The organism is Ignavibacteriota bacterium, assembly GCA_016716225.1.
Taxonomy (GTDB): domain Bacteria; phylum Bacteroidota; class Ignavibacteria; order Ignavibacteriales; family Melioribacteraceae.
The window spans coordinates 60,029-78,869 of record JADJWT010000001.1; the positions used below are offsets into that span (position 1 = coordinate 60,029).

Annotated in this window: 21 protein-coding genes and 1 other RNA gene; 5 read left to right on the top strand and 17 right to left on the bottom strand. The window is 30.4% G+C overall.

What is annotated here, in order from left to right:
- Window positions 1-97: 97 nt before the first annotated feature.
- The 9 genes from IPM32_00245 to IPM32_00285 all read right to left on the bottom strand — a co-directional run bounded on the left by IPM32_00245 (window position 98) and on the right by IPM32_00285 (window position 5,468).
- On the bottom strand, window positions 98-937 hold the full coding sequence (locus tag IPM32_00245; protein ID MBK8943674.1) for a carboxypeptidase-like regulatory domain-containing protein: 840 nt from the start codon (window positions 935-937) through the stop codon (window positions 98-100).
- A gap of 337 nt (window positions 938-1,274) precedes the next feature.
- Window positions 1,275-1,502 carry a hypothetical protein gene (locus IPM32_00250; protein ID MBK8943675.1) on the bottom strand — a complete coding sequence of 76 codons (228 nt, stop codon included), beginning with the start codon at window positions 1,500-1,502 and terminating at the stop codon, window positions 1,275-1,277.
- A gap of 197 nt (window positions 1,503-1,699) precedes the next feature.
- Complete coding sequence (locus tag IPM32_00255; GenBank protein ID MBK8943676.1) at window positions 1,700-2,401, bottom strand: hypothetical protein; 702 nt, start codon at window positions 2,399-2,401, stop codon at window positions 1,700-1,702.
- Window positions 2,392-3,609, bottom strand: coding sequence for a hypothetical protein (locus IPM32_00260; GenBank protein ID MBK8943677.1), 1,218 nt, complete (start codon window positions 3,607-3,609; stop codon window positions 2,392-2,394). Before IPM32_00260 ends, IPM32_00255 begins: the two co-directional genes overlap by 10 nt.
- 135 nt (window positions 3,610-3,744) lie before the next feature.
- Window positions 3,745-3,969 (bottom strand): hypothetical protein, encoded by a 225-nt coding sequence (locus IPM32_00265; protein ID MBK8943678.1) that lies wholly within the window; start codon window positions 3,967-3,969, stop codon window positions 3,745-3,747.
- Window positions 3,970-4,030: 61 nt separating this feature from the next.
- Window positions 4,031-4,306 (bottom strand): hypothetical protein, encoded by a 276-nt coding sequence (locus tag IPM32_00270; GenBank protein ID MBK8943679.1) that lies wholly within the window; start codon window positions 4,304-4,306, stop codon window positions 4,031-4,033.
- A gap of 68 nt (window positions 4,307-4,374) precedes the next feature.
- Window positions 4,375-4,629 (bottom strand): hypothetical protein, encoded by a 255-nt coding sequence (locus IPM32_00275; protein MBK8943680.1) that lies wholly within the window; start codon window positions 4,627-4,629, stop codon window positions 4,375-4,377.
- Between the two features lie 90 nt (window positions 4,630-4,719).
- On the bottom strand, window positions 4,720-4,974 hold the full coding sequence (locus IPM32_00280) for a hypothetical protein (GenBank protein MBK8943681.1): 255 nt from the start codon (window positions 4,972-4,974) through the stop codon (window positions 4,720-4,722).
- Window positions 4,975-5,279: 305 nt separating this feature from the next.
- Entirely contained in the window at window positions 5,280-5,468 is a 189-nt protein-coding gene (locus IPM32_00285) for a hypothetical protein (GenBank protein ID MBK8943682.1), read from the bottom strand.
- A 493-nt stretch (window positions 5,469-5,961) separates the two neighbouring features.
- Between IPM32_00285 and IPM32_00290 the strand changes: the two genes are divergently transcribed.
- The 3 genes from IPM32_00290 to IPM32_00300 are packed head-to-tail and all read left to right on the top strand — an operon-like array spanning window position 5,962 to window position 9,319.
- The gene (locus IPM32_00290) at window positions 5,962-6,702 is read left to right on the top strand and encodes a recombinase family protein (protein MBK8943683.1); all 741 of its coding nucleotides are present in this window, start codon (window positions 5,962-5,964) and stop codon (window positions 6,700-6,702) included.
- A 56-nt stretch (window positions 6,703-6,758) separates the two neighbouring features.
- The gene (locus tag IPM32_00295) at window positions 6,759-7,298 is read left to right on the top strand and encodes a hypothetical protein (GenBank protein MBK8943684.1); all 540 of its coding nucleotides are present in this window, start codon (window positions 6,759-6,761) and stop codon (window positions 7,296-7,298) included.
- Window positions 7,299-7,300: 2 nt separating this feature from the next.
- Complete coding sequence (locus IPM32_00300) at window positions 7,301-9,319, top strand: ATP-binding protein (protein ID MBK8943685.1); 2,019 nt, start codon at window positions 7,301-7,303, stop codon at window positions 9,317-9,319.
- 6 nt (window positions 9,320-9,325) lie between these two features.
- Here the strand turns inward: IPM32_00300 and IPM32_00305 are convergent, their stop codons facing one another.
- The 8 genes from IPM32_00305 to IPM32_00340 form a co-directional block, all read right to left on the bottom strand.
- A complete protein-coding gene (locus tag IPM32_00305; GenBank protein MBK8943686.1) occupies window positions 9,326-9,601 on the bottom strand; it encodes a hypothetical protein in 276 nt (91 codons plus the stop codon).
- Window positions 9,598-9,987, bottom strand: coding sequence for a hypothetical protein (locus IPM32_00310; GenBank protein MBK8943687.1), 390 nt, complete (start codon window positions 9,985-9,987; stop codon window positions 9,598-9,600). The genes IPM32_00305 and IPM32_00310 overlap by 4 nt, the downstream gene beginning before the upstream one ends.
- Window positions 9,988-10,392: 405 nt before the next feature.
- Window positions 10,393-11,430 carry a hypothetical protein gene (locus tag IPM32_00315; GenBank protein ID MBK8943688.1) on the bottom strand — a complete coding sequence of 346 codons (1,038 nt, stop codon included), beginning with the start codon at window positions 11,428-11,430 and terminating at the stop codon, window positions 10,393-10,395.
- A gap of 347 nt (window positions 11,431-11,777) precedes the next feature.
- On the bottom strand, window positions 11,778-12,689 hold the full coding sequence (locus IPM32_00320) for a replication-relaxation family protein (protein ID MBK8943689.1): 912 nt from the start codon (window positions 12,687-12,689) through the stop codon (window positions 11,778-11,780).
- A 197-nt stretch (window positions 12,690-12,886) separates the two neighbouring features.
- Window positions 12,887-13,241: a transfer-messenger RNA gene (gene ssrA / locus IPM32_00325) on the bottom strand.
- A complete protein-coding gene (locus IPM32_00330; GenBank protein ID MBK8943690.1) occupies window positions 13,234-13,782 on the bottom strand; it encodes a cob(I)yrinic acid a,c-diamide adenosyltransferase in 549 nt (182 codons plus the stop codon). The genes ssrA and IPM32_00330 overlap by 8 nt, the downstream gene beginning before the upstream one ends.
- 2 nt (window positions 13,783-13,784) lie before the next feature.
- On the bottom strand, window positions 13,785-14,852 hold the full coding sequence (locus IPM32_00335) for a hypothetical protein (GenBank protein MBK8943691.1): 1,068 nt from the start codon (window positions 14,850-14,852) through the stop codon (window positions 13,785-13,787).
- A gap of 18 nt (window positions 14,853-14,870) precedes the next feature.
- Window positions 14,871-16,238 carry a dipeptidase gene (locus IPM32_00340; GenBank protein MBK8943692.1) on the bottom strand — a complete coding sequence of 456 codons (1,368 nt, stop codon included), beginning with the start codon at window positions 16,236-16,238 and terminating at the stop codon, window positions 14,871-14,873.
- Window positions 16,239-16,390: 152 nt separating this feature from the next.
- Between IPM32_00340 and IPM32_00345 the strand changes: the two genes are divergently transcribed.
- Complete coding sequence (locus tag IPM32_00345; protein ID MBK8943693.1) at window positions 16,391-17,752, top strand: LptF/LptG family permease; 1,362 nt, start codon at window positions 16,391-16,393, stop codon at window positions 17,750-17,752.
- Window positions 17,739-18,821, top strand: coding sequence for an LPS export ABC transporter permease LptG (lptG, locus tag IPM32_00350; protein ID MBK8943694.1), 1,083 nt, complete (start codon window positions 17,739-17,741; stop codon window positions 18,819-18,821). The genes IPM32_00345 and lptG overlap by 14 nt, the downstream gene beginning before the upstream one ends.
- Window positions 18,822-18,841 lie beyond the last annotated feature (20 nt).

Here is an 18,841-nt window from a genome sequence, read left to right on the forward strand (position 1 = left end):
TTGGCTTAAATTACAAATTTAACTATTGGATTTTTCCTACTTCTCACTTGGATGCACCAACTGGACTATAGGCACCTCAAGGCACACGATTTGTTTGTTATGGCTCTTTTTCAATGTTATATTTTAAGCTAAATGTAAGATAATTACTTGATTCTACTTTTCCTCGAAATGCCATATTGTAAAAATAAAATGCATCTTTATAGGTTCTATTAAATAATTCTGCACCACCAGTAAATAGCTGACCAGTAATTTTTTCTTTTCTTTTGTATTCGTATGTTAAAGTAATTTCATAGGTTTTACTATCATTACGAAATAATCTTTGATCTAAATCAATTGGAGAATACTCAGTTTTTGAGTGAGGAAATATTTCAATAAAATCAGTTGAATCTGGAATAGTTTTCATTCCCAAACAATCATAAAATAATTTATGTATTGGCTTTTTTCCAATTTCTTCATTTTCAATATTTATATACGACATTACAATACAATCAATTGTTTTAATGACGTAAATTGGAAAGTCTGATTGATTCTCAAAAGTAGAAAAAACATATAAAACGTTATTTATATATTTTATACTATCCAAATGAATTCTTAAAATTTCACTTGGTAAGAATTTGGTTAATTTGGAATGATATTTTTCGATTTCCGTATCAATTGGAATAAAAGGAACAAATTTTTTCAAATCTATATCTAAATTAACAATTTGATTAATTGAATCAATAATAATATCTTTTTCATATTTTGGATAAAACATAGTGGGAATCGTTAACTTATATTTACCAATAGGCAGATTTTTAATTTCATAAAAACCCAAAGAATCTGTAATTGTCCCAAATTCCGTTTTTATCAAAACAACGCTAACATATTCGAGAGGCTCTTTACTATCGAGGTCTTTTATAGTTCCTTTGATTGTTCCACCAATAAGAATTTCAGACATCAATATTATTATTAAAATAAATATTTTCATATTAGAGCCATAGCATATATAATTAGGCGCCAAGCGCCGTTAATTAATTTTTCTTCTATCAGCAAACTTTTTTTGCTAAATTCTTTACAGCTTTTTCCACTTTTTAACGTCTTGTATGCATAGCAAATCGCCATTCTTATATTTTTATAACTAATCATTTATTTCTCTTTTTTAACCTTTTCCTACAGCTTCGCACCCTTACCCACATGTAATCTTTTTTAATTTAATTTTTATTCAAACTTTTATTTTGCAAAAACCTATTATGCACAAAGCAGTAATAATTTTTTGCTTTTTGTTTTGCTCATTGTTAAATAAATATTTTCATTTCAACTAATTTATTTTTTAAAATATTTTTCAAATAAAAGACAAATAATGAAATATCTTTTCTAGTTAAGACTAAAATATTTGAATTATTTTTTAATCCAATTGTGAAAGTATTTATTTTTCTTAATATGCGTGTTATACTTGGTAAAAGATATGTAGGTGAGTTTTTTCTAATTTGGCTTTCAAGTCTTGGTATGTATAGGAGTCGCATTTCACCACTCAATTAATTAAATAATTGACTTGACCCCCACTCAAAAATAATAATTTTATTACAATTTATTTATAAAATATTTTTTTCTATAATATTTCATATTTGTATTTCTTCTCTAATTAAAAATAAAATATATTTTTTAATTATATTAAATTAAAACGAGATCTTCATTGAAAGATCTCGTTTTAATTTTTACTTTAAAAAATCCCTATTTCAGTTGCAAATTTTTGCATGCATCCATAACAAGTTTCATTTACCACTTCCCTTTCTTCAAGTAATTCTATTCCGCAGTATTGGCAAAATTCGTAGTCTAGTAAATCGTGTGTCCAAGTTATGTTTAGTTGTTTTAGGAATGGCAGTTCGCAGTAACTGTAATTGCTGTACCAGTTTCCTTTTTTGTCCCAATGTCCAAGGTGTTCGTTTATTATCCAGTATTTGCCGTGGTTGTTCATAAATAGTAGTTTTGATCTTTCTACATATCTAGAGATCAATTCAACTAATGCATGGTTGTTTAGGAAGTTTTGTGGTAGTTGTTTTAGTATTTTTTGGTTGAATGCTATTGTGTCGCTGATTTTAGATTTTTTCTGCAGCAGTATGTTTATTATTCCGTTGTGCATGAATGCCAGGTTTTCATTTACGTTGAAAGGATGAATATTATAAATATCTATGTTTCCGGATGTTGCTATTCTGAAGTGAAGTGCAATTTTTGTTTTCTTAAATTCTTTTCTTAGTGTTGAGTAATATTCATAAAACGTATTGAAGTTTTTCAGTTCTTTGAAGATGTTTATTTTTCCATCTATTGCATACATCATTCCGGCTCCGTCGCTGTTGGTTTGCCAGCATTCGTTTAACAGCTCTTTTGTTAAGTGTTCTTTTGTGTTTAATATTATTATGCACATTTTTTTGACTCCATAAATTTTGTTAGGTTTTTGAAGTTTTTGTCTTTTTTTACAAAGTTGTAAAATGTTTCTGATGTCAGTTGTTGTAGTGAGGTTGTTTTCACATAGGAGCATATTGCTGCTACGAATTCAATATTTTTGAAGTATGAATAATCATTGAGTGTTCCTCTGAATATTCTGAATTCTACTGTATATTGGTTTTGAAGGTTTATTGCGGTGTATCTTTCACTTCCTCCCTTTTTTTTACTTTGGTCATAAATTGCTTTTTTGTCTTTTTTTATCTTGCCCCATTGGTCAAGGTTGTTTGGATTTCTTTGAGATATTGTTTTTATAAATCCTTCATTTTGGCAGAAGAATAAATGAAGTTTAGCTAAGTCCAGTCCGGATAAATATTTTTTGGATATGTGAATGTGTATTCCACAAGTGGTGGTGTTATATGATCTATATCCATTACTTCTTAGGGTTTCAAGTAGACTTTTGAATATGTTTTTATGTTCTTTGAACCATTCAAAACTGAATGGGTGTGTTACTATTTCAAAACCGTCTTCAATGCTGCTGTCGTTTTTTAAGTAGAATAGTTCAGAAATATCACATACTTCTTGTGCACATTTTTGCCTGTCGTTTCCTTTGGATTCTGTTTCAAGTTCTACGCCTATGTAATATTTGGTTTTTTCTTTTGAGTTATTGAAGAATATTGGGTTGGGTTTGTATGAGTAATTATGTATTGCGACACCGCAGTCACAACCGTCGTCACTCCAGTAATCTTCTCCGCAGTTTTCGCAGTAGCTGTGTAAATCGTGGTAGCAGTTATCGCAATAATCGTTGTTTGTGATTTCCGAATAGTATGATTCATCATTGGTTATTGGTTCTTGGCAATTATGGCAGTATGTGTGGTTTTGATAGTAACATTCACTGCAATAACTTGTTCCGCCGTATACGTGTTCACTTTCTTCGTTTTGGTGATAGTATCTATCACATCCATTACAATAATAGTGAGAGTCGTAAAATTCATCTTCGGGTAAGTATTTGTTTAAGTATTCTGAGTAGATACAATCATCTATCCAAAATCTTTCATGGTTAAAAACTATTGTTTGTTCGTTTAGGTAATAAGTTTCATACCATTCATCGTTAAATTCGGTGCAGTTGGATTTTAGTCTGTATTTGCCGTCATTACACTGGCAAATTTGTTCTTTGATTTGGTGCTGCATTATTTTGGTCTCCTTTTTTTTTGAGGAGATCAAACTTTTCCTTGCAGTTGTTTAGCAGTTGGTCACAATCTTCCTATTATAGTAATTTCCGATACTATTTTATTTTGTGATTGGTTTTAATTTGAGGGTTTGATGTTATTTGGATTTTTGGTATTTCTTTGCTTTATCGTTCATTATTACGAATTCAACTTTGTCAATTTTTATGGTATCAATTGAGTTTGAATCTCTTAATTGATAAACCATGTTTCTGTTGATGTTTTTTAACTTTGCAAAGGTTGAGAATTTTAATATGAGGTTTTTATTAGCGGCTTTTTGAATTTCTGCTATTGTGGGTATGATGTTCATTGAAGTATTTTTCATACTTATAAACTACTATAAGGCTAAACAACTGTCAAGTTTTGATGCTTGATCTCCAAAATTGTTAAATGTAAAATTTAGGGTTTTCGAATTCGTTAAGGAATACTACAGTTAGTGAATCGGCGGAAAAGTTAACATCATCTTTATCGAAAATTCCGCAAATTTCATGCTTATTAACTTTAACAGTCCATGTTTCCATATCTTGCGGATTTTCGTTGTTGATTTTCTCGATTAGTATTTCCAATAATTGTTTTTTTTCTTCTTGATTTAATATTGAAGCTACTTTCCTTGAATATATAACATATAGTCTTCCTAGTGTATTATTTTCTTGCATTTCCATCTTTTCCACCTCGTTTTACAGACTCAAGTACTTTGTGATTGAGGCTGTAAAAAAATAAATTGGAAGATTTAATAATCTTCCGGGAATAATACAGTTAGCAAATCCTCTCCTGTTGGTCCGGCTCTATGGTCAAGTATACCCCAAAGTTTATAGTTGTTGACGTATACTGTCCAAAGATCCGGGTTAAGCGGATCTTGTTTTTGCATTTTTACTTCAAGTTTTTGAAGTGCTTCATGCATTTCATCCGGTGTCAGTTTTGCTGCTACTGCTCTTGTGGCTACTATGCATAGCGAGCCTTCATTTTGTTTTTTTAATATGTTCATTTTTTACCTCCGATTATTTTATACAGACTCAAGTAATGTTAATTGAGTCTGTATGAATTATTTTTATTTATTTGAGTTTAGTGTTTCGGGTCAGAATTCTTCGGAAAAGATTATTCTTAGTAGATCTTCTTCGTTTGGTCCGGCTCTTGCATCCAGTAATCCATAGATTTCTTTGTTGTTAAAATTTAATGACCACATATTGAGATTTAATGAAGAATCCTTTTCAATTTCTTCATCTAATTTTGTTAATAATTCAGTTACTTCTTTTTCCGTTAATTCGGTTTTTATTTTGTTTGATGGGTCTATGAAAAGTGTCCCATTATTTTGTTTTTCGATTAAGTTCATTTTTTTATTCCTCCGCTTAAGTTTGCAGACTCAAGTGATTTATTATTGAGTCTGCAAAATATTTTAGAATTATTTTCTTAGTTTTTTGGAGAATTAGGATTGCAGTCTTTCATCTAGGCGATTTGGTCGTATTTGGGCTTATTTCAGCCGGAACGGGCCAAATATCTGTTTTCTTTACTTGAAAACTTCTGTTGGTATAATTAAACTACAGCAGCTTTTATCAATCCCGATTCTTTGATCATGGAGATATATGCTTGCTGTAATTTAATTAGTTGTTGTGAATGTGAGTTTGATTTGTGCGTGACCTATAATTTTTTATGATTATTATGTTCAATGAAGTCTTGGTAGTTGTTATGGAATGGATATTTTAGTTCTTCATCCCTTAACAATTTTATTATGTAATCTAATTTTTGATTTACTTCTTTTAATAATTTCATTGCTTCATCTTGAAAATTATTTTCATGGTTTTTTAATGTTTTATTTTTGGTTGTCATAACTTTTGGGTAATTACTGCTGATTAAAATATTTTTCGGTTTTGTTACTTATCAGTTGAAATCATATTTCTTTACTTGGGAATAGTAATCTTTATTTCTAAGTGATGATTTTATTTTATCATTTGTTTGCGGTAATATTTTAATTTTCATTTTTCAGTAGTAATTATTTTCTTCCAATAATTTTGGGGGCAGTAAGTTAGACTTTCCTTCCCCACCCTCTTGAAGCCATATTTATCGATAGATTTATATATAAGTCTATACATATAAAATTTTATATGGCTGCGATTCAAAAATTCCAGAATAATATAGTTAAACGGCTTCCCCGCTTAGGTGATAATCTTGTCAGAATTCAATTTCAAAAATCTAACGGTCAGTTTAAGATTACCATTCCGAGGGGTCTTGCGAAAAGTTTGCGTTTGGTTTGCGGTGATGTGCTTGAGGCTTTTATTGAACGCGGTGATCTGGTGTTTAGGCTAAAGGAGGTTAATATTAAATGAGAAGAGCTTTTGTGTATTTAAGAGTTAGTACCGGTGAACAGGCAAAAGGTTATTCTTTGGATGCTCAATTCGATGAGATTAAAAATTACTGTGAGAATAATGATATTCAGATTATTGAAAAATTTACGGATTCAATGAGCGGAACAAAATTAACCGAGAGAAAAGGTTTAATGGATCTTCTCGACCGTATTGATGTAGAAAAGCCTAATACTGTTATTGCAACTGAGTCAGACCGCATTTCAAGAAATACATTGCAGTTTGGTTGGATTGATACTCATCTTTCAATGAAAGGAATAAAATTATTATTAGTTAATGAACGAGAGGCTGACAGCCCTTTTGAAAAAGCTTTTCAAAAGATCAGAGCTGTGTTCTCAGAGTTTGAGACTGATCTTAGGCAATGGAGAATAAATCGTGGAAGAGAAAAAGCAAAGTCTAATGCCCGTTTTATGAATCGTCCTCCTTTTGGTTATAAAGTTATTGGCAGAGATGTTATTATTGATTCCGATTGCAAGGATGTTGTCGTTAATATTTTTGAGGATTATTTTGATAGAGTTCCGATAAAGAAAATTGCTAGGGATGTTGGAAAGAGTCCGGGTAGTGTCAGATATATTTTAAGTAATTATTTTTACATTGATTCTAAGTTGAATGGCGATCATGAGGTTTTTATTGATGTTGTTAAGTTTGAGCATGTGCAGGTCAGATTAAAATTTTCTAAAGAGTTTTCTACTAAAAGGTAGTAAAAACCGAAAAGTTTATATACTAGTATCACAATATTTGATTACGGGTGATACCAATGATATTCAACTATCAATACCTACCAAAGACAAAAGAATATGAAAGCATAAAAAACAATGATTCAAAAAATTATGCCATGCCAGTATTTTCAAACTACTTAATAAATAATTCAAAAGACAAAACTTACTTCTCAACTCTAGAAACAACAAATAAAAATTACAAATCCGGCACCGATATAGCCGATATGATAACAAATGATAAATTAAATTTCTTGGGAACAACGGTAAATCATCTTAAATCTCAAATCGAACAAAGAAGTAAAATTCGAGACGATCAAGTAAAAGATCTAGACAAAATGATAAGGGAGTGTGATGTGGGAGTTATGAATCTGGAGTCTTGGCCAATGTTTACAAATCAATTGGTTGAAAAGAAAAGAGCCGACTTTAAGACAAGTATTCAAAAACTGGAATTGGAAAAACAAAAAGAAATGCTTAATTGCTGGAAGGATCAAAACATGCTTTACAAAGAATTACTTGAAACACTCGGCGAATATAAAAATGTTCAGAGAAGATCAAAAATGTTATCCGGAGGTTTTTAGAATTGTTAGTTGAAGATATTTGTGTAAAGTTAAGACCAATACTTGGCGAGAAAATTGATAGTCTGTGGCGGGCTTATTTAGTTGAAGATATGGATGGCAAAAGAGAAATCGAACAAATTCTTAATATGCTTTATTTAGACAATTTGAATACTGAAATTTCTTCAGACAATGCTGATAATTTATTGGCTCCACCTCCGGCTGAAAATGTCCGAGGCGAATACCCAATCGGAGAAATCATGTACGCCGGTAAAAAACTTTATCCATTTTGCTTAAGAGAGAATGACTGGATAAAACACGTGTTAATAGTCGGCGCTTCGGGTTCGGGCAAAACAAACTTATGTTTTCAAGTTCTAAAGAACTTTATACATAAAAATAAACCTTTTCTTGTTTTGGATTGGAAAAGAAATTACCGGGATATTGTAACTGAAAGTTTTGGCAAAGATATAAGAGTTTATACAGTTGGAAGAGACGTTGCTCCATTTATGTTTAATCCTCTTATTCCTCCTCCGGGTACTTCTCCGAAAACTTGGTTAAAAAAGTTAATTGAAATAATTGCACATGCTACTTTTGTCGGTGAAGGAGTAATGTATTTATTACAAAAAGCTCTTGATAAAACTTACAATGATTTTGGATTATACAGCAATAAACCCGTTGTAAATTATCCGACACTCAAAGATTTACTAAATACTATTGAGCACACAGATGTAAAAGGTAGAGAATCCGGTTGGATGAGCAGTACTCTAAGAGCTCTTGGTGCCTTAACTTTCGGAGAAACTGGGAAAACATTCAATGTAAGACAGCAATCTAATATGGTTGATTTATTAAGTCAACAAGTAATACTCGAGATGGATTCACTTACCAATACAGATAAAATATTTTTAGTGGAAAGTATTTTATTATGGATACATCATTACAGACTATCGTCTCCTTCTCAAAAACGTGAGGAGTTTGATCATGCAATAATTCTTGAAGAAGCTCATCACGTTATCGGCAAAGATAAAAGTGATCTGGTCGGCGGTGAATCAATAACCGATGTAATTATAAGAGAAATCAGAGAACTCGGAGAATCCGTAATCATTATTGATCAATGCCCGAGTCTTTTATCCTTACCGGCTCGTGGAAATACTTGGTGTACAATTGTATTAAACCTTAAGGATTCAAAAGATGTTAACTCAGCAGCGAGTGCACTTCTTTTAGAATCTTCTGATAAAAAAATTTTAGGAAGGCTTGAAACCGGCCAAGCCGTAGCTAAAATTCAAGGGAGATGGCACAAACCATTTCTCATAAATGTTCCTTATATTCCTATTAGAAAGGGTTCTGTAAGTGATCTAATGATAAGTGATCTAATGAGACCTTATTCCGCTTGTTCCGCCTCTGAAACATTAACCACTGCCGAAGAGAGACAGATTCCGCAAAATGATGACCAACGGAGTAAAGAGGTTGGAATAACCTCGGAAGAACAAATCTTACTTCATGATATTCATTCAAATAAATTATCCGGTGTAGTAGAACGATACCGAAGATTACAATGGAGTAGAAGAAAAGGTAATGAATTAAAAAATTCATTACTCAAAAAACAACTCATTGAAACCGAAGAAATTCCAACGAAAAGCGGAAGGGTTATCGTACTTAAATTAACCAAAATTGGCAAATCAAATATCGATCAACCAATATCACAAGATATTCGTGAAGGCGGAATAACTCACGAATTCTGGAAAAACAAATATGCACAGATATTAAAGAATGAGGGTTTTGATATAACTTTTGAAAAATCAATCGGCGACGGAAAATATGTCGATGTTGTAGCATCAAAAAATGATATAAGAATCGCAATCGAAGTTGAAACCGGAAGATCCGATATTTTAACAAATATAAAAAAATGCTTGGAAGCAAATTTCGATAGAATCATTGTTGTTGCAGTCAACGAAAAAATCGAATCAAAAGTAAAGTCATTACTTTCAAGTAATGACTTACATCAAAACCCGAAAATCATTTTAAGCTGTGCAAGAAGAACTATTTAGTTCTTCTCACATCTCATCATTTTCTTCCTCCCCCGCTTCTTTATCAGTGTTTATAACAACAAACTCATAAGCTTTCTGCATAACCAAAATTACTTTTGGTAATTCAGAATAAACTGAAAAACTGTTCGTTGATTTCCAGTTATTATCTTTATCCTTATAAGTCTTACTTACAATCACATTAAATATCTTTGACTTCACCCCTTTAACAAACGCTGAATTTTCAAAAACGGAAGCCTTAATCGCTCCCGCCCGAAAAACCCTTACCGGTCTATTTCCATTCATTTTCTCACCTCAACACTTAGTTGAGAATCCTTAGGATTCTCAACGGTTTTCTTCTTGTTTGCCATCTCTTTCTTCCAAATCGCATGTTCAATTATTAAAAGTTTTAGACTTGGAGCTTCCCTATCCGGGATCGAAGCAAGCAACGGATCGTTTTCAAATTCAACGATTCTATCTACTTCTTTTATTTCTTCTGAATAAGCTTTTGAAAGCAAACAGTCTTTTAATACTTTGCATTCATCTTCATTCCATTCTTCAACGATTCCGTACCAAGAAAGTACTACATCGATTCCGAAATCCACTACATCGAAATATTCGTGTATTGTTTCTGCGGCTTCAATTTGCCTAATTGTGTTTACAAGTTTCTTTGAATACATCTTCGATTCCATTTTCTTTTCCTCCTTGCCCTACCTTTCTAACTCCGGCGGGGTCTTCACTTAATGAGACCCCGTTGGAAAGACAAGGGAAAAAAATCAGCGATTATACATCTTTGGGTTAGCCGACCTTGAAAAGGGAAAAGTTTATAAAGTCGGATTACGATGAGTAAGTCATGAAATGACGTATCCGATTTATAAACTTTTAGGCGTGAAGACCCAACTCTATTTCATATAGGGAAATGTTAAATTATTTTTATTAGGAGGTGAATATAAATTGGCAAGACCATTCAAATGCCCGTATTGCAACGGAACTAATACAACTAAGAAAGGTTATAGACAAACACAAACCGGAACAAAAAAAATAAGAATCTGCAGAGATTGTAATAGAAGATTTACTCTAAAAATTTAACCAAATTTTTAATTTGCAAATTTTTGATGCTCAAAATCATGAGAATTAGAATCTCTAGCAATATTATTCGAAATTTTATTATTACTAAAAATATTTTCAATTAAAAAACAATTTGAACAATATAGCCCTCCATTAGTCGAACCGCTATTATTCATAATTACTGAATCCTTCAAAAGAGTAAATTCCACATTAACACTTTCCAATGGATTTATTGATGTATTTCTAATTATCATACCTCCGCAAAATTCTTCGGAATAATTATTCTGAACAAATAATTTATCTAAAATAATTGTACCTTTATTTATTGAAATACCTCCGGCAGAATCAATACTTTTATTTCCATCAATAACTACATTACTTAAATTTGAAACTGTGTTTTTATTGAATGAAGGATTATAAATTTCTATGCCACCGGTTCTAACTCCCTCATTATTACAAACAATACAATTTCTCATCTCCAATATACCTTTGTATACAAACATTCCTCCACCACTTTCAGCTTTGCCATTACTAATAATAACATGATCTAACAATAAATTTCTACCTTTCGAAAATATATTTCCGCCCCTACTTTTTTCCTTTTCAAAGAAATAAGATTTTTCATCTCGAGGATTTTTCGAAGACCCATTCCCTCCATGAATAACAACATATTTAAGAAAACTTTTAATCCTTATGTCAATCGAATTTTCAACAAAAGTAATATTCTTCCATTTATCACCAGTAATTACAACAAGATCCTCTGCATTACCTTTAACTTCTAAACTTCCTAAAACAACTATTCCACAAGACTTACCAAAAAATAACTGAACACCAGCTTCAATAATTAATTTACCTTCATCCAAAACAATTAAATCATTATTTACAAAATATTTTCCTCTCTCAATAACTACTGAATTTCTAATTACGGATAAATTTAATTTTTTAATTGGTTCAGCAATTACACTCACAATTTCAGAAACAATTACCTCTGCTGAATACTGAAAAATAGATTTAGTTTCAGTTAATGTTTCTATCTTATGAAAGACATTCATTAGCAAATTATTCATTTCCTACTCACGAAATATTAGAATAAACTAATTACAATTCATTTAAACTTATTTTTTTTATAATCAACAAATAAACTATTTTATTCTTCTAAATCAATAAAAATCATGACTCATTTATATATATAGTCGACTTAACGAACTCTTTATAACTGATTGTTTTATATAGGTTTAAAAGGATATTAGGTGTTCGTTAAATGTACTGATTTCACATACTTAACGTACTTTTTTATGTATTAAATGTACAATTTTGAGGGACTTAACGTACTTTTTAAATGACTTAACGAACAAAAATTTGTTGAATAATTTTGAGAGAAATGATTTTATTATGTTCTAATAGATTTGAAATATTATTTAGGCTGGATAATTCTTTCTTCAAAATTTATCGTTGGACCAAGAATAGATTCTTGCGGTATTGATAACTTTCCTCCTCTTGACCATATTCTTCCACCCAATCCTTTCTCAAACATTTCGTATTGATCAGCTACCCAAACGAAATCATTTGAGCTATCAGAATTTATAAAATTCGAAATACTTACTTTTCTTTTTGTTGTGTTTGTTAAAATAAGTAACCTAAAACCATTAAAAATTGTATTCCATTTTTTTTGATATCTCAGATATTTTTTTGACTGAAAATGAGCTTGATAATTTTGGATTTTGGTTGCAATACTGTTTGATTTGAATCCTTGATTCTGAAGTGATTCGGTTCCCATATCAACTTCTAAAAAGAAAAGTAAACTCTTATTTTGTTTTTCACTTTTTATATAAAAAACTCCATCGGGAATTAATGTAACACTTGAATTTTCTAGCGATAGATTTTCAGTTATTAAAGGTTGTCCATTTTTGTTTAACGGAATAAATGGTGTTGTTGATGAAATAAATTCAGTTTTAATATTTGAGCATTTACTTTCGATTTTCTTTAACAATATTCTAAACCAATTTATTAATAACTCATGTTCAATGTTATAAATTTTATCAGTTATAAATCTTTCAACTGGAATTTTGCTATCAATTAAATTTTCATTTTGAAGAAGTTTAACTCCTTTCTCGCTGATTGAAATAATATTTTCCGGACGACCATGATTTTCTGAAGAGTATCTTTGTTTTAAATTTACCAGATAGTGCTTTGAAAATTTTGCGATTTTTTTTTGAATGATTCTTCTCCCGGAATTATTTATCAATGCCAATTGATCAACATTAAGAATATTATATTCACAAATTTGTTTTAATAAGAAGAAATCTTTCTTTGTTGTAATTAACATAATACTTCATTTTTAATTGAAATGTTTTTCATTTTGTAAGTGGTTTTTAGAATGAAATGTTTCAAAAAAATAGTTACTTATTTTTTTATAAATTAAATGTTTTATGAAATGATTCTATAACTGTTTAATTGATTTTAACCAATAAATTGTAAGAATAATGTAAGAAATGTCTGTAAGTTATTGTTTTTATTGATATTTGGTGGAGGTGGCGGGAGTTGAACCCGCGTCCGAAGATACCTTTCATTGAACGTCTACACACATAGCCTATTCTTTAGATTTCGAGAACCAAACCCAAATAGACATGGTTTTGATTTTCTATCTTTGTTAAAGTTTCGCTTCATCTACCAAAGAACTCGAATCCACTAGTGTACCTAACGGCGTTCATCCTAATTTCGGCACACACAAATTAGGCGAACGGCTACTTATAAATTAAGCAGCTAATGCGTAGTTATAGTCGTCGTCTCGACTTTGTTCCGTCGTTTAGCGTGTCTACGGAGAACACGGTGCGCAGTTCAAAGAACAAATAACCCCGTCGAAGCCAATTTCACCCCCGGGTTTTCCAAATTATTTCTGGTGTGGTTGTTACAAAATTTTCATAGCGTGCAAGTACAAATAACAAATCAGAAAGTCTGTTTACAAAAACTAAAATATTATTATTTATTGATTCACAATCTTTCAATTCAACGATAATTCTTTCCGCTCTTCTGCATATTGTTCTTGCAAAATGCAAAAGAGATGCTGATATATTTCCTCCAGGTAAAATAAAATTTTTCAACGTTGGTAATTTCTCATCAAATTTATCAATCAACTTTTCTAAATAATTTATTTCTTCTACTGATGTTTTTTTTATTACTTCACTTTTTACATTTTCCGGAGAAGCAAGTTCCGATCCGATTTGAAATAATAAATTCTGAATTTGTTCCAATTCAATTTTAATTTCTTCACTTACATTATTTGAAACAGCTAATCCAATTACAGAATTTAATTCATCAATTGTCCCGTATGCATTTATTCTGATATTATTTTTTTGAACTCTTGTTCCGCCGAACAAACTTGTGCTTCCGTCATCTCCGGTTTTAGTATATATTTTCATATTCAATTTAAAATTCTAACAGTAAATTTTGTTTCGGATTTTTCACTTAATGACAATTCAATTTCACCGTTTTTTTCAATTAAGGATTTTGAAAAATATCCCAAACCTTCAAATTTATTTTGTTCTAAGTTCTTAGTTAATGTAGTTATTGTGCAAACAACTTCTTTATTATCATTTAATAATTCAGCGGGAACATTTATATTGTTTGTGTTTATGGTAAACTTCCTTAAATGTTTTTGCACTTTATCATATGTATCTAAACGTGCAATTACTTCTTGACCAATATAGCAGCCTTTTGTAAAACTAATTTCATTTTTCAAATTTGTTTCATGAGGATTAAATTTATCTGTAATTTCATTTCCACCTCTGGGAACTTTATTAATTACTCTATATCTATCAAATGCATCTTCACCAACCATTTCCAAGTCAAATACACTTTTATGGTTTAGTAAATAATCTAATAGTTTTTCTGAATTTTCAATTTCTGTGATTAGCCAATAAATTATTTCTCCGCTTTGAGCTTTTTTCTTTAACAGATATGCCGTGGAAAAATTAATTTCAACTTTATGAAGCTTATTATTATCAAGTTCATCAACTTCTTTTCCACAAATAAGTGTTAGGTATGATTCTGCTTGAGGTCCAATAATATCCAAAATTAAAAATTTACTAGTAAAATTTTCAAGTTTTACATTTTCGGTTATAATATATTTTTCAATCCAGCGTGATAACAGAGATTCATTAAATTTACTTCCTACCAAAAAATATTCGTCATGCAATCTAATTAATGCAGTCCGATCGATTAATCTTCCTTTTTCATTAGTAAATAGAGTACTTATGTAATGATAAGGTTCTAAATTTTTTACGTCATTTGTAGAAATTCTTTGCAGAAAATCCAAAACATCATTTCCGGTTAATTTTAAAACTGCTGATTCTGATCTGTTATAAATTCCAACTCCATATTTTATTGCATCATTTTCTTTTTGATATGAAGAATAAACTTTTATAGTTCCATCATTGGAAAAAATAATTTCTACAAATTTATTTTTAAAATATGAATATACCTGATTCAATTTCTACCCTTTACTATTTTATAATTTTGAAAATTCATCAAAAAAGTATGCTGAACTGAGAATTCCGAGTTCAAAACTTTTAAGACTAAAATGTTCGTTTGGAGAATGAATATTGTCCGAGTCTAAGCCCAATCCCATTAAAATTGCCGGAGCTTTAAGCTGTTTTACAAAATCCACAACAATTGGAATTGATCCTCCTTCACGTGTATATACTGTTTTTTTCCCGAAAGCTTTTTTTGTAGCTTTGGAAGCCGCTATAATCGCAGGATTATCTAAAGCAATAACGACCGGTGAACCGCCATGCATATCTGTAACTTTCACTTTTACACTTTTGGGTGCAAGAGTTTTAATATAATTTGTAAATTCTTTTGAAATCTTTTTTGGATCTTGATTTGGAACTAAACGCATACTAATTTTTGCAGTAGCTTTTGATGGTAACACAGTCTTCGCTCCTTCTCCAGTAAAACCACCGAAAATTCCGTTACAATCTAAAGTTGGTCTTCCCCAAATTCTCTGCAATGTATTAAATCCTTTTTCACCGTGCAATTCATTTACACCTAATTCTTTTGCATATTTTGTTTCTGAGAATTTTAAGTTTTTAATATTTTCAATTTCTTTTTTTGTAAATGGCAAAACATCTTTATAAAAATTTGGGACAGTAACTTTTCCATTCTTATCATGAAGTTTGCTAATAATTTTTGCAAGCTCATTTATGGGATTTGCAACCGAACCGCCAAAACTACCGGAATGTAAATCTTTATTTGGACCAGTAATTTCAACCTCTAAATAACTTAAACCTCGCAAACCGTAATTTATTGTAGGAATTCCTTCGTCGTATAAACTTGTATCTGAAATTAATACTGCATCACATTTTAACAAATTTTTATTTTCTTTTAGAAATTTCCCTAAACTTTCACTCCCTATTTCTTCTTCGCCTTCAATTAAAAATTTAACGTTTACCGGAAGTTTATTTTCCGTTTTCATAAAAGCTTCAACACTTTTTATGTGAACAAAGTTTTGCCCTTTATTATCATTTGCACCGCGAGCCCAAATTTTTCCGTTTTCTATTACTGGATTAAATGGATCTGATTTCCACAAATTCAATGGATCGACAGGTTGAACATCATAATGTCCATAAATCAATACCGTTGGTTTTCCCGGAGCTTTCAACCATTCTCCATAAACAAGCGGATGTCCTTCAGTTTTAAATATTTCAACTTTTTCCATTCCAGCATCTTTAAGTTTTCGTGAAACAAATTCCGCACATTTAACCATATCATTTTTATTTGAGCTTAAAGTTGAAATACTTGGAATTCTCAAATAATCTTTTAATTCGTTTACATAATTTTCATTATTACTCTTAATATATTTTATAACTTGTTCCACAAAAATCTCCTTTTATGTAAGATGCAAAAACACTTTTTGAAACTTAAGAAATTCTTTTTAATTATGTTGGATTTTGTAACTACGGAATTGCGTTTTCCTAAATATAATTTGAAAAGATTATATATTTTTGAATAATAATAATAGAATTACAAATGATTTTATTTCGATACATTTCTAAAAATTTGTTACTGCCATTTTCGTTTGCACTTTTTACTTTAATGTCGGTTTTCATGCTTCAATTTTTAATGAAGATTGCCGATAAGCTTGTGGGAAAAGGTTTAAGCTTTATTGTGATTTCCAAATTAATAATATACAGTTTAAGCTGGATGTTTGTTTTAGCTGTTCCGATGGCTGTTTTAATTGCGACACTTATGGCATTTGGAAGTATGGCACAAAATAATGAAGTTGCAATTATGAAAGCATCCGGAATTAGTTTATATAAAATGATGATTCCGCCTTTTATTGGAAGTATTTTAATTGCTTTTCTCTTGGTTCAATTTAATAATAATGTTTATCCCGAAGCAAATCATGCGCTTAGAGTTTTAACTCAAGATATTTCAAATCAGAAACCAACACTATCTTTGGTACCTGGAGTTTTTTCTCAAGAAATGCCTCGTTATTCTTTACTTGCAAGAGAAGTTAATCCGGAAACAAATGAATTAAAAAATCTTACAATATATGATTATTCTTCTGCACAAAGTTATAATGTAGTAACCGCACAACATGGCGAAATTTATTTTACAGCAGATAGAAGAAAATTAATTTTAAATTTATTCAATGGTGAAATTCATACATCAAACCTAAGTAATTTGAAGCCATATAGAAAATTAGAATTTAATAATCATATTATTGCAATGGATGCTGAGCAATTCTCGTTAAGAGAATCTGCACTTGGCGGAAGACGCGGCGATAGAGAACTCGGCGCTCCGGCAATTTTAAATTTGGTTGATAGTATTAATCAATTAAATGAAAAAGAAATTAAGAATTTAGATAAACAGATTGCTTCAAATTTCACAAAAGATACGTTGCATTTTTCTAGCATAGAAAAACAAAATAAAAACTACAGAATTAGTTTATTTCATGTTGAAGATAAAATTCGAGCAACAAAAAATTCACTTGCTCCAATTTTACGTAGAATTGATACAAATGAAAAAAGAATGAACAGTTACTGGGTTGAAATTCATAAAAAGTATTCAATCCCTTTTGCATGTATTGTCTTTGTTTTAATCGGTGCACCATTGGGAACAATGACGCGAAGAGGTGGATTTGGAGTTGCAGCCGGAATTAGTTTAGGTTTCTTCCTAATTTATTGGGCATTTTTAATCGGCGGTGAAAAACTTTCAGATCGCGGAATGCTTTCGCCATTTTGGGGAACATGGACTGCAAATATTGTTCTAGGAATTCTTGGAATTATTTTGGTGAGGAAAAGTGCAAGAGAAAGAGTTGAACTAAATTTAGATTTTCTTAAAAAATTTATTCCAAAAAGTTGGAGAAACTTTTCTGAAAATAATTGATAAATATATAATTAAGCAGTTTGTACAAACTGTATTATTTGGATTGCTGACATTTACATTAATTTTTGTTGTTATAGATATGATGGAAAAGTTAGATGATTTCATTGATGCAAATGCTAATTCGAAAATTGTGATTGAATATTATATTGTTTTCATTCCGGAAATAATTCGCTTAATGCTACCTGTTTCTGTTTTATTAGGTGGACTTTTCACAGTTGGGAAATTATCAAATCAAAATGAACTTACAGCAATAAAATCAAGTGGAATCAGCTTTTATAGATTTTCGCTACCATTTATGTCAACTGCTTTAGTAATTAGTTTTATTGCAATTTATTTTGGCGGATATGTTGTTCCTGAAGCAAATAAACAAAGAATTTTCATTGAGCAAAATTATTTAAATAAAAATATGATTAGCTCCGGAAGTAATATTTATTTTCAAGATTCTGCAACAAGAATTGTTACAATTACATATTTCAATTCCAAAATGAGAAGGGCAAACCGTGTAAGCATACAAGAATTTGATGAAAAAAATATTTCAAAAATGATTTCAAGAATTGATGCACAATCAATGGCATATGATTCAACAAGAAAAAATTGGGAATTAAACGATGGAACCCAAAGGTTTTTCTTCAATGGAAAGGATTCGGTTTCAGTTTTTCAAAAATTGAATGTAGATTATCTAAGCTTCACACCAGACGAAGTAATTCAAAAACAAAAAATTCCGGATGAAATGAATTTGGATGAGTTAAAAAAATATGCCTCCGAACAATTAAATGCCGGAACTGATCCGACAAGAATTGAAATTGAATATCATTCACGAATTGCTTTTGCCTTTGCAAGCTTTGTGGTAATTATGTTTGGATTAACAATTTCAGCGAATAAACGCAAGGGTGGAACTGCCATACAGTTTGGGATAAATGTTTTATTAACTTTTGTATATTTAGTTTTTATGAAAATAAGTCAAGCTTTTGGAAAGAATGGTGTTTTTAATCCGTTAATTACTGCGTGGCTTGCAAATATAATTTTTTTCTTGGCGGGGATTTTCAATTTAATACGAATTAAAAAATAATTTTATAGGAAAATTTATTT

What these genes read in the sequence shown, in the direction of transcription:
- IPM32_00320 (MBK8943689.1), bottom strand. Translation starts at nt 12,689, where the DNA reads ATGTTAATTACAACAAAGAAAGATTTCTTCTTATTAAAACAAATTTGT.
- IPM32_00295 (MBK8943684.1), top strand. Translation starts at nt 6,759, where the DNA reads ATGATATTCAACTATCAATACCTACCAAAGACAAAAGAATATGAAAGC.
- IPM32_00280 (MBK8943681.1), bottom strand. Translation starts at nt 4,974, where the DNA reads ATGAACTTAATCGAAAAACAAAATAATGGGACACTTTTCATAGACCCA.
- IPM32_00250 (MBK8943675.1), bottom strand. Translation starts at nt 1,502, where the DNA reads ATGCGACTCCTATACATACCAAGACTTGAAAGCCAAATTAGAAAAAAC.
- IPM32_00330 (MBK8943690.1), bottom strand. Translation starts at nt 13,782, where the DNA reads ATGAAAATATATACTAAAACCGGAGATGACGGAAGCACAAGTTTGTTC.
- IPM32_00275 (MBK8943680.1), bottom strand. Translation starts at nt 4,629, where the DNA reads ATGAACATATTAAAAAAACAAAATGAAGGCTCGCTATGCATAGTAGCC.
- IPM32_00245 (MBK8943674.1), bottom strand. Translation starts at nt 937, where the DNA reads ATGTCTGAAATTCTTATTGGTGGAACAATCAAAGGAACTATAAAAGAC.
- IPM32_00305 (MBK8943686.1), bottom strand. Translation starts at nt 9,601, where the DNA reads ATGAATGGAAATAGACCGGTAAGGGTTTTTCGGGCGGGAGCGATTAAG.
- IPM32_00255 (MBK8943676.1), bottom strand. Translation starts at nt 2,401, where the DNA reads ATGTGCATAATAATATTAAACACAAAAGAACACTTAACAAAAGAGCTG.
- IPM32_00270 (MBK8943679.1), bottom strand. Translation starts at nt 4,306, where the DNA reads ATGGAAATGCAAGAAAATAATACACTAGGAAGACTATATGTTATATAT.
- IPM32_00290 (MBK8943683.1), top strand. Translation starts at nt 5,962, where the DNA reads ATGAGAAGAGCTTTTGTGTATTTAAGAGTTAGTACCGGTGAACAGGCA.
- IPM32_00310 (MBK8943687.1), bottom strand. Translation starts at nt 9,987, where the DNA reads ATGGAATCGAAGATGTATTCAAAGAAACTTGTAAACACAATTAGGCAA.
- IPM32_00285 (MBK8943682.1), bottom strand. Translation starts at nt 5,468, where the DNA reads ATGACAACCAAAAATAAAACATTAAAAAACCATGAAAATAATTTTCAA.
- IPM32_00265 (MBK8943678.1), bottom strand. Translation starts at nt 3,969, where the DNA reads ATGAAAAATACTTCAATGAACATCATACCCACAATAGCAGAAATTCAA.
- IPM32_00345 (MBK8943693.1), top strand. Translation starts at nt 16,391, where the DNA reads ATGATTTTATTTCGATACATTTCTAAAAATTTGTTACTGCCATTTTCG.
- IPM32_00260 (MBK8943677.1), bottom strand. Translation starts at nt 3,609, where the DNA reads ATGCAGCACCAAATCAAAGAACAAATTTGCCAGTGTAATGACGGCAAA.
- IPM32_00315 (MBK8943688.1), bottom strand. Translation starts at nt 11,430, where the DNA reads ATGAATAATTTGCTAATGAATGTCTTTCATAAGATAGAAACATTAACT.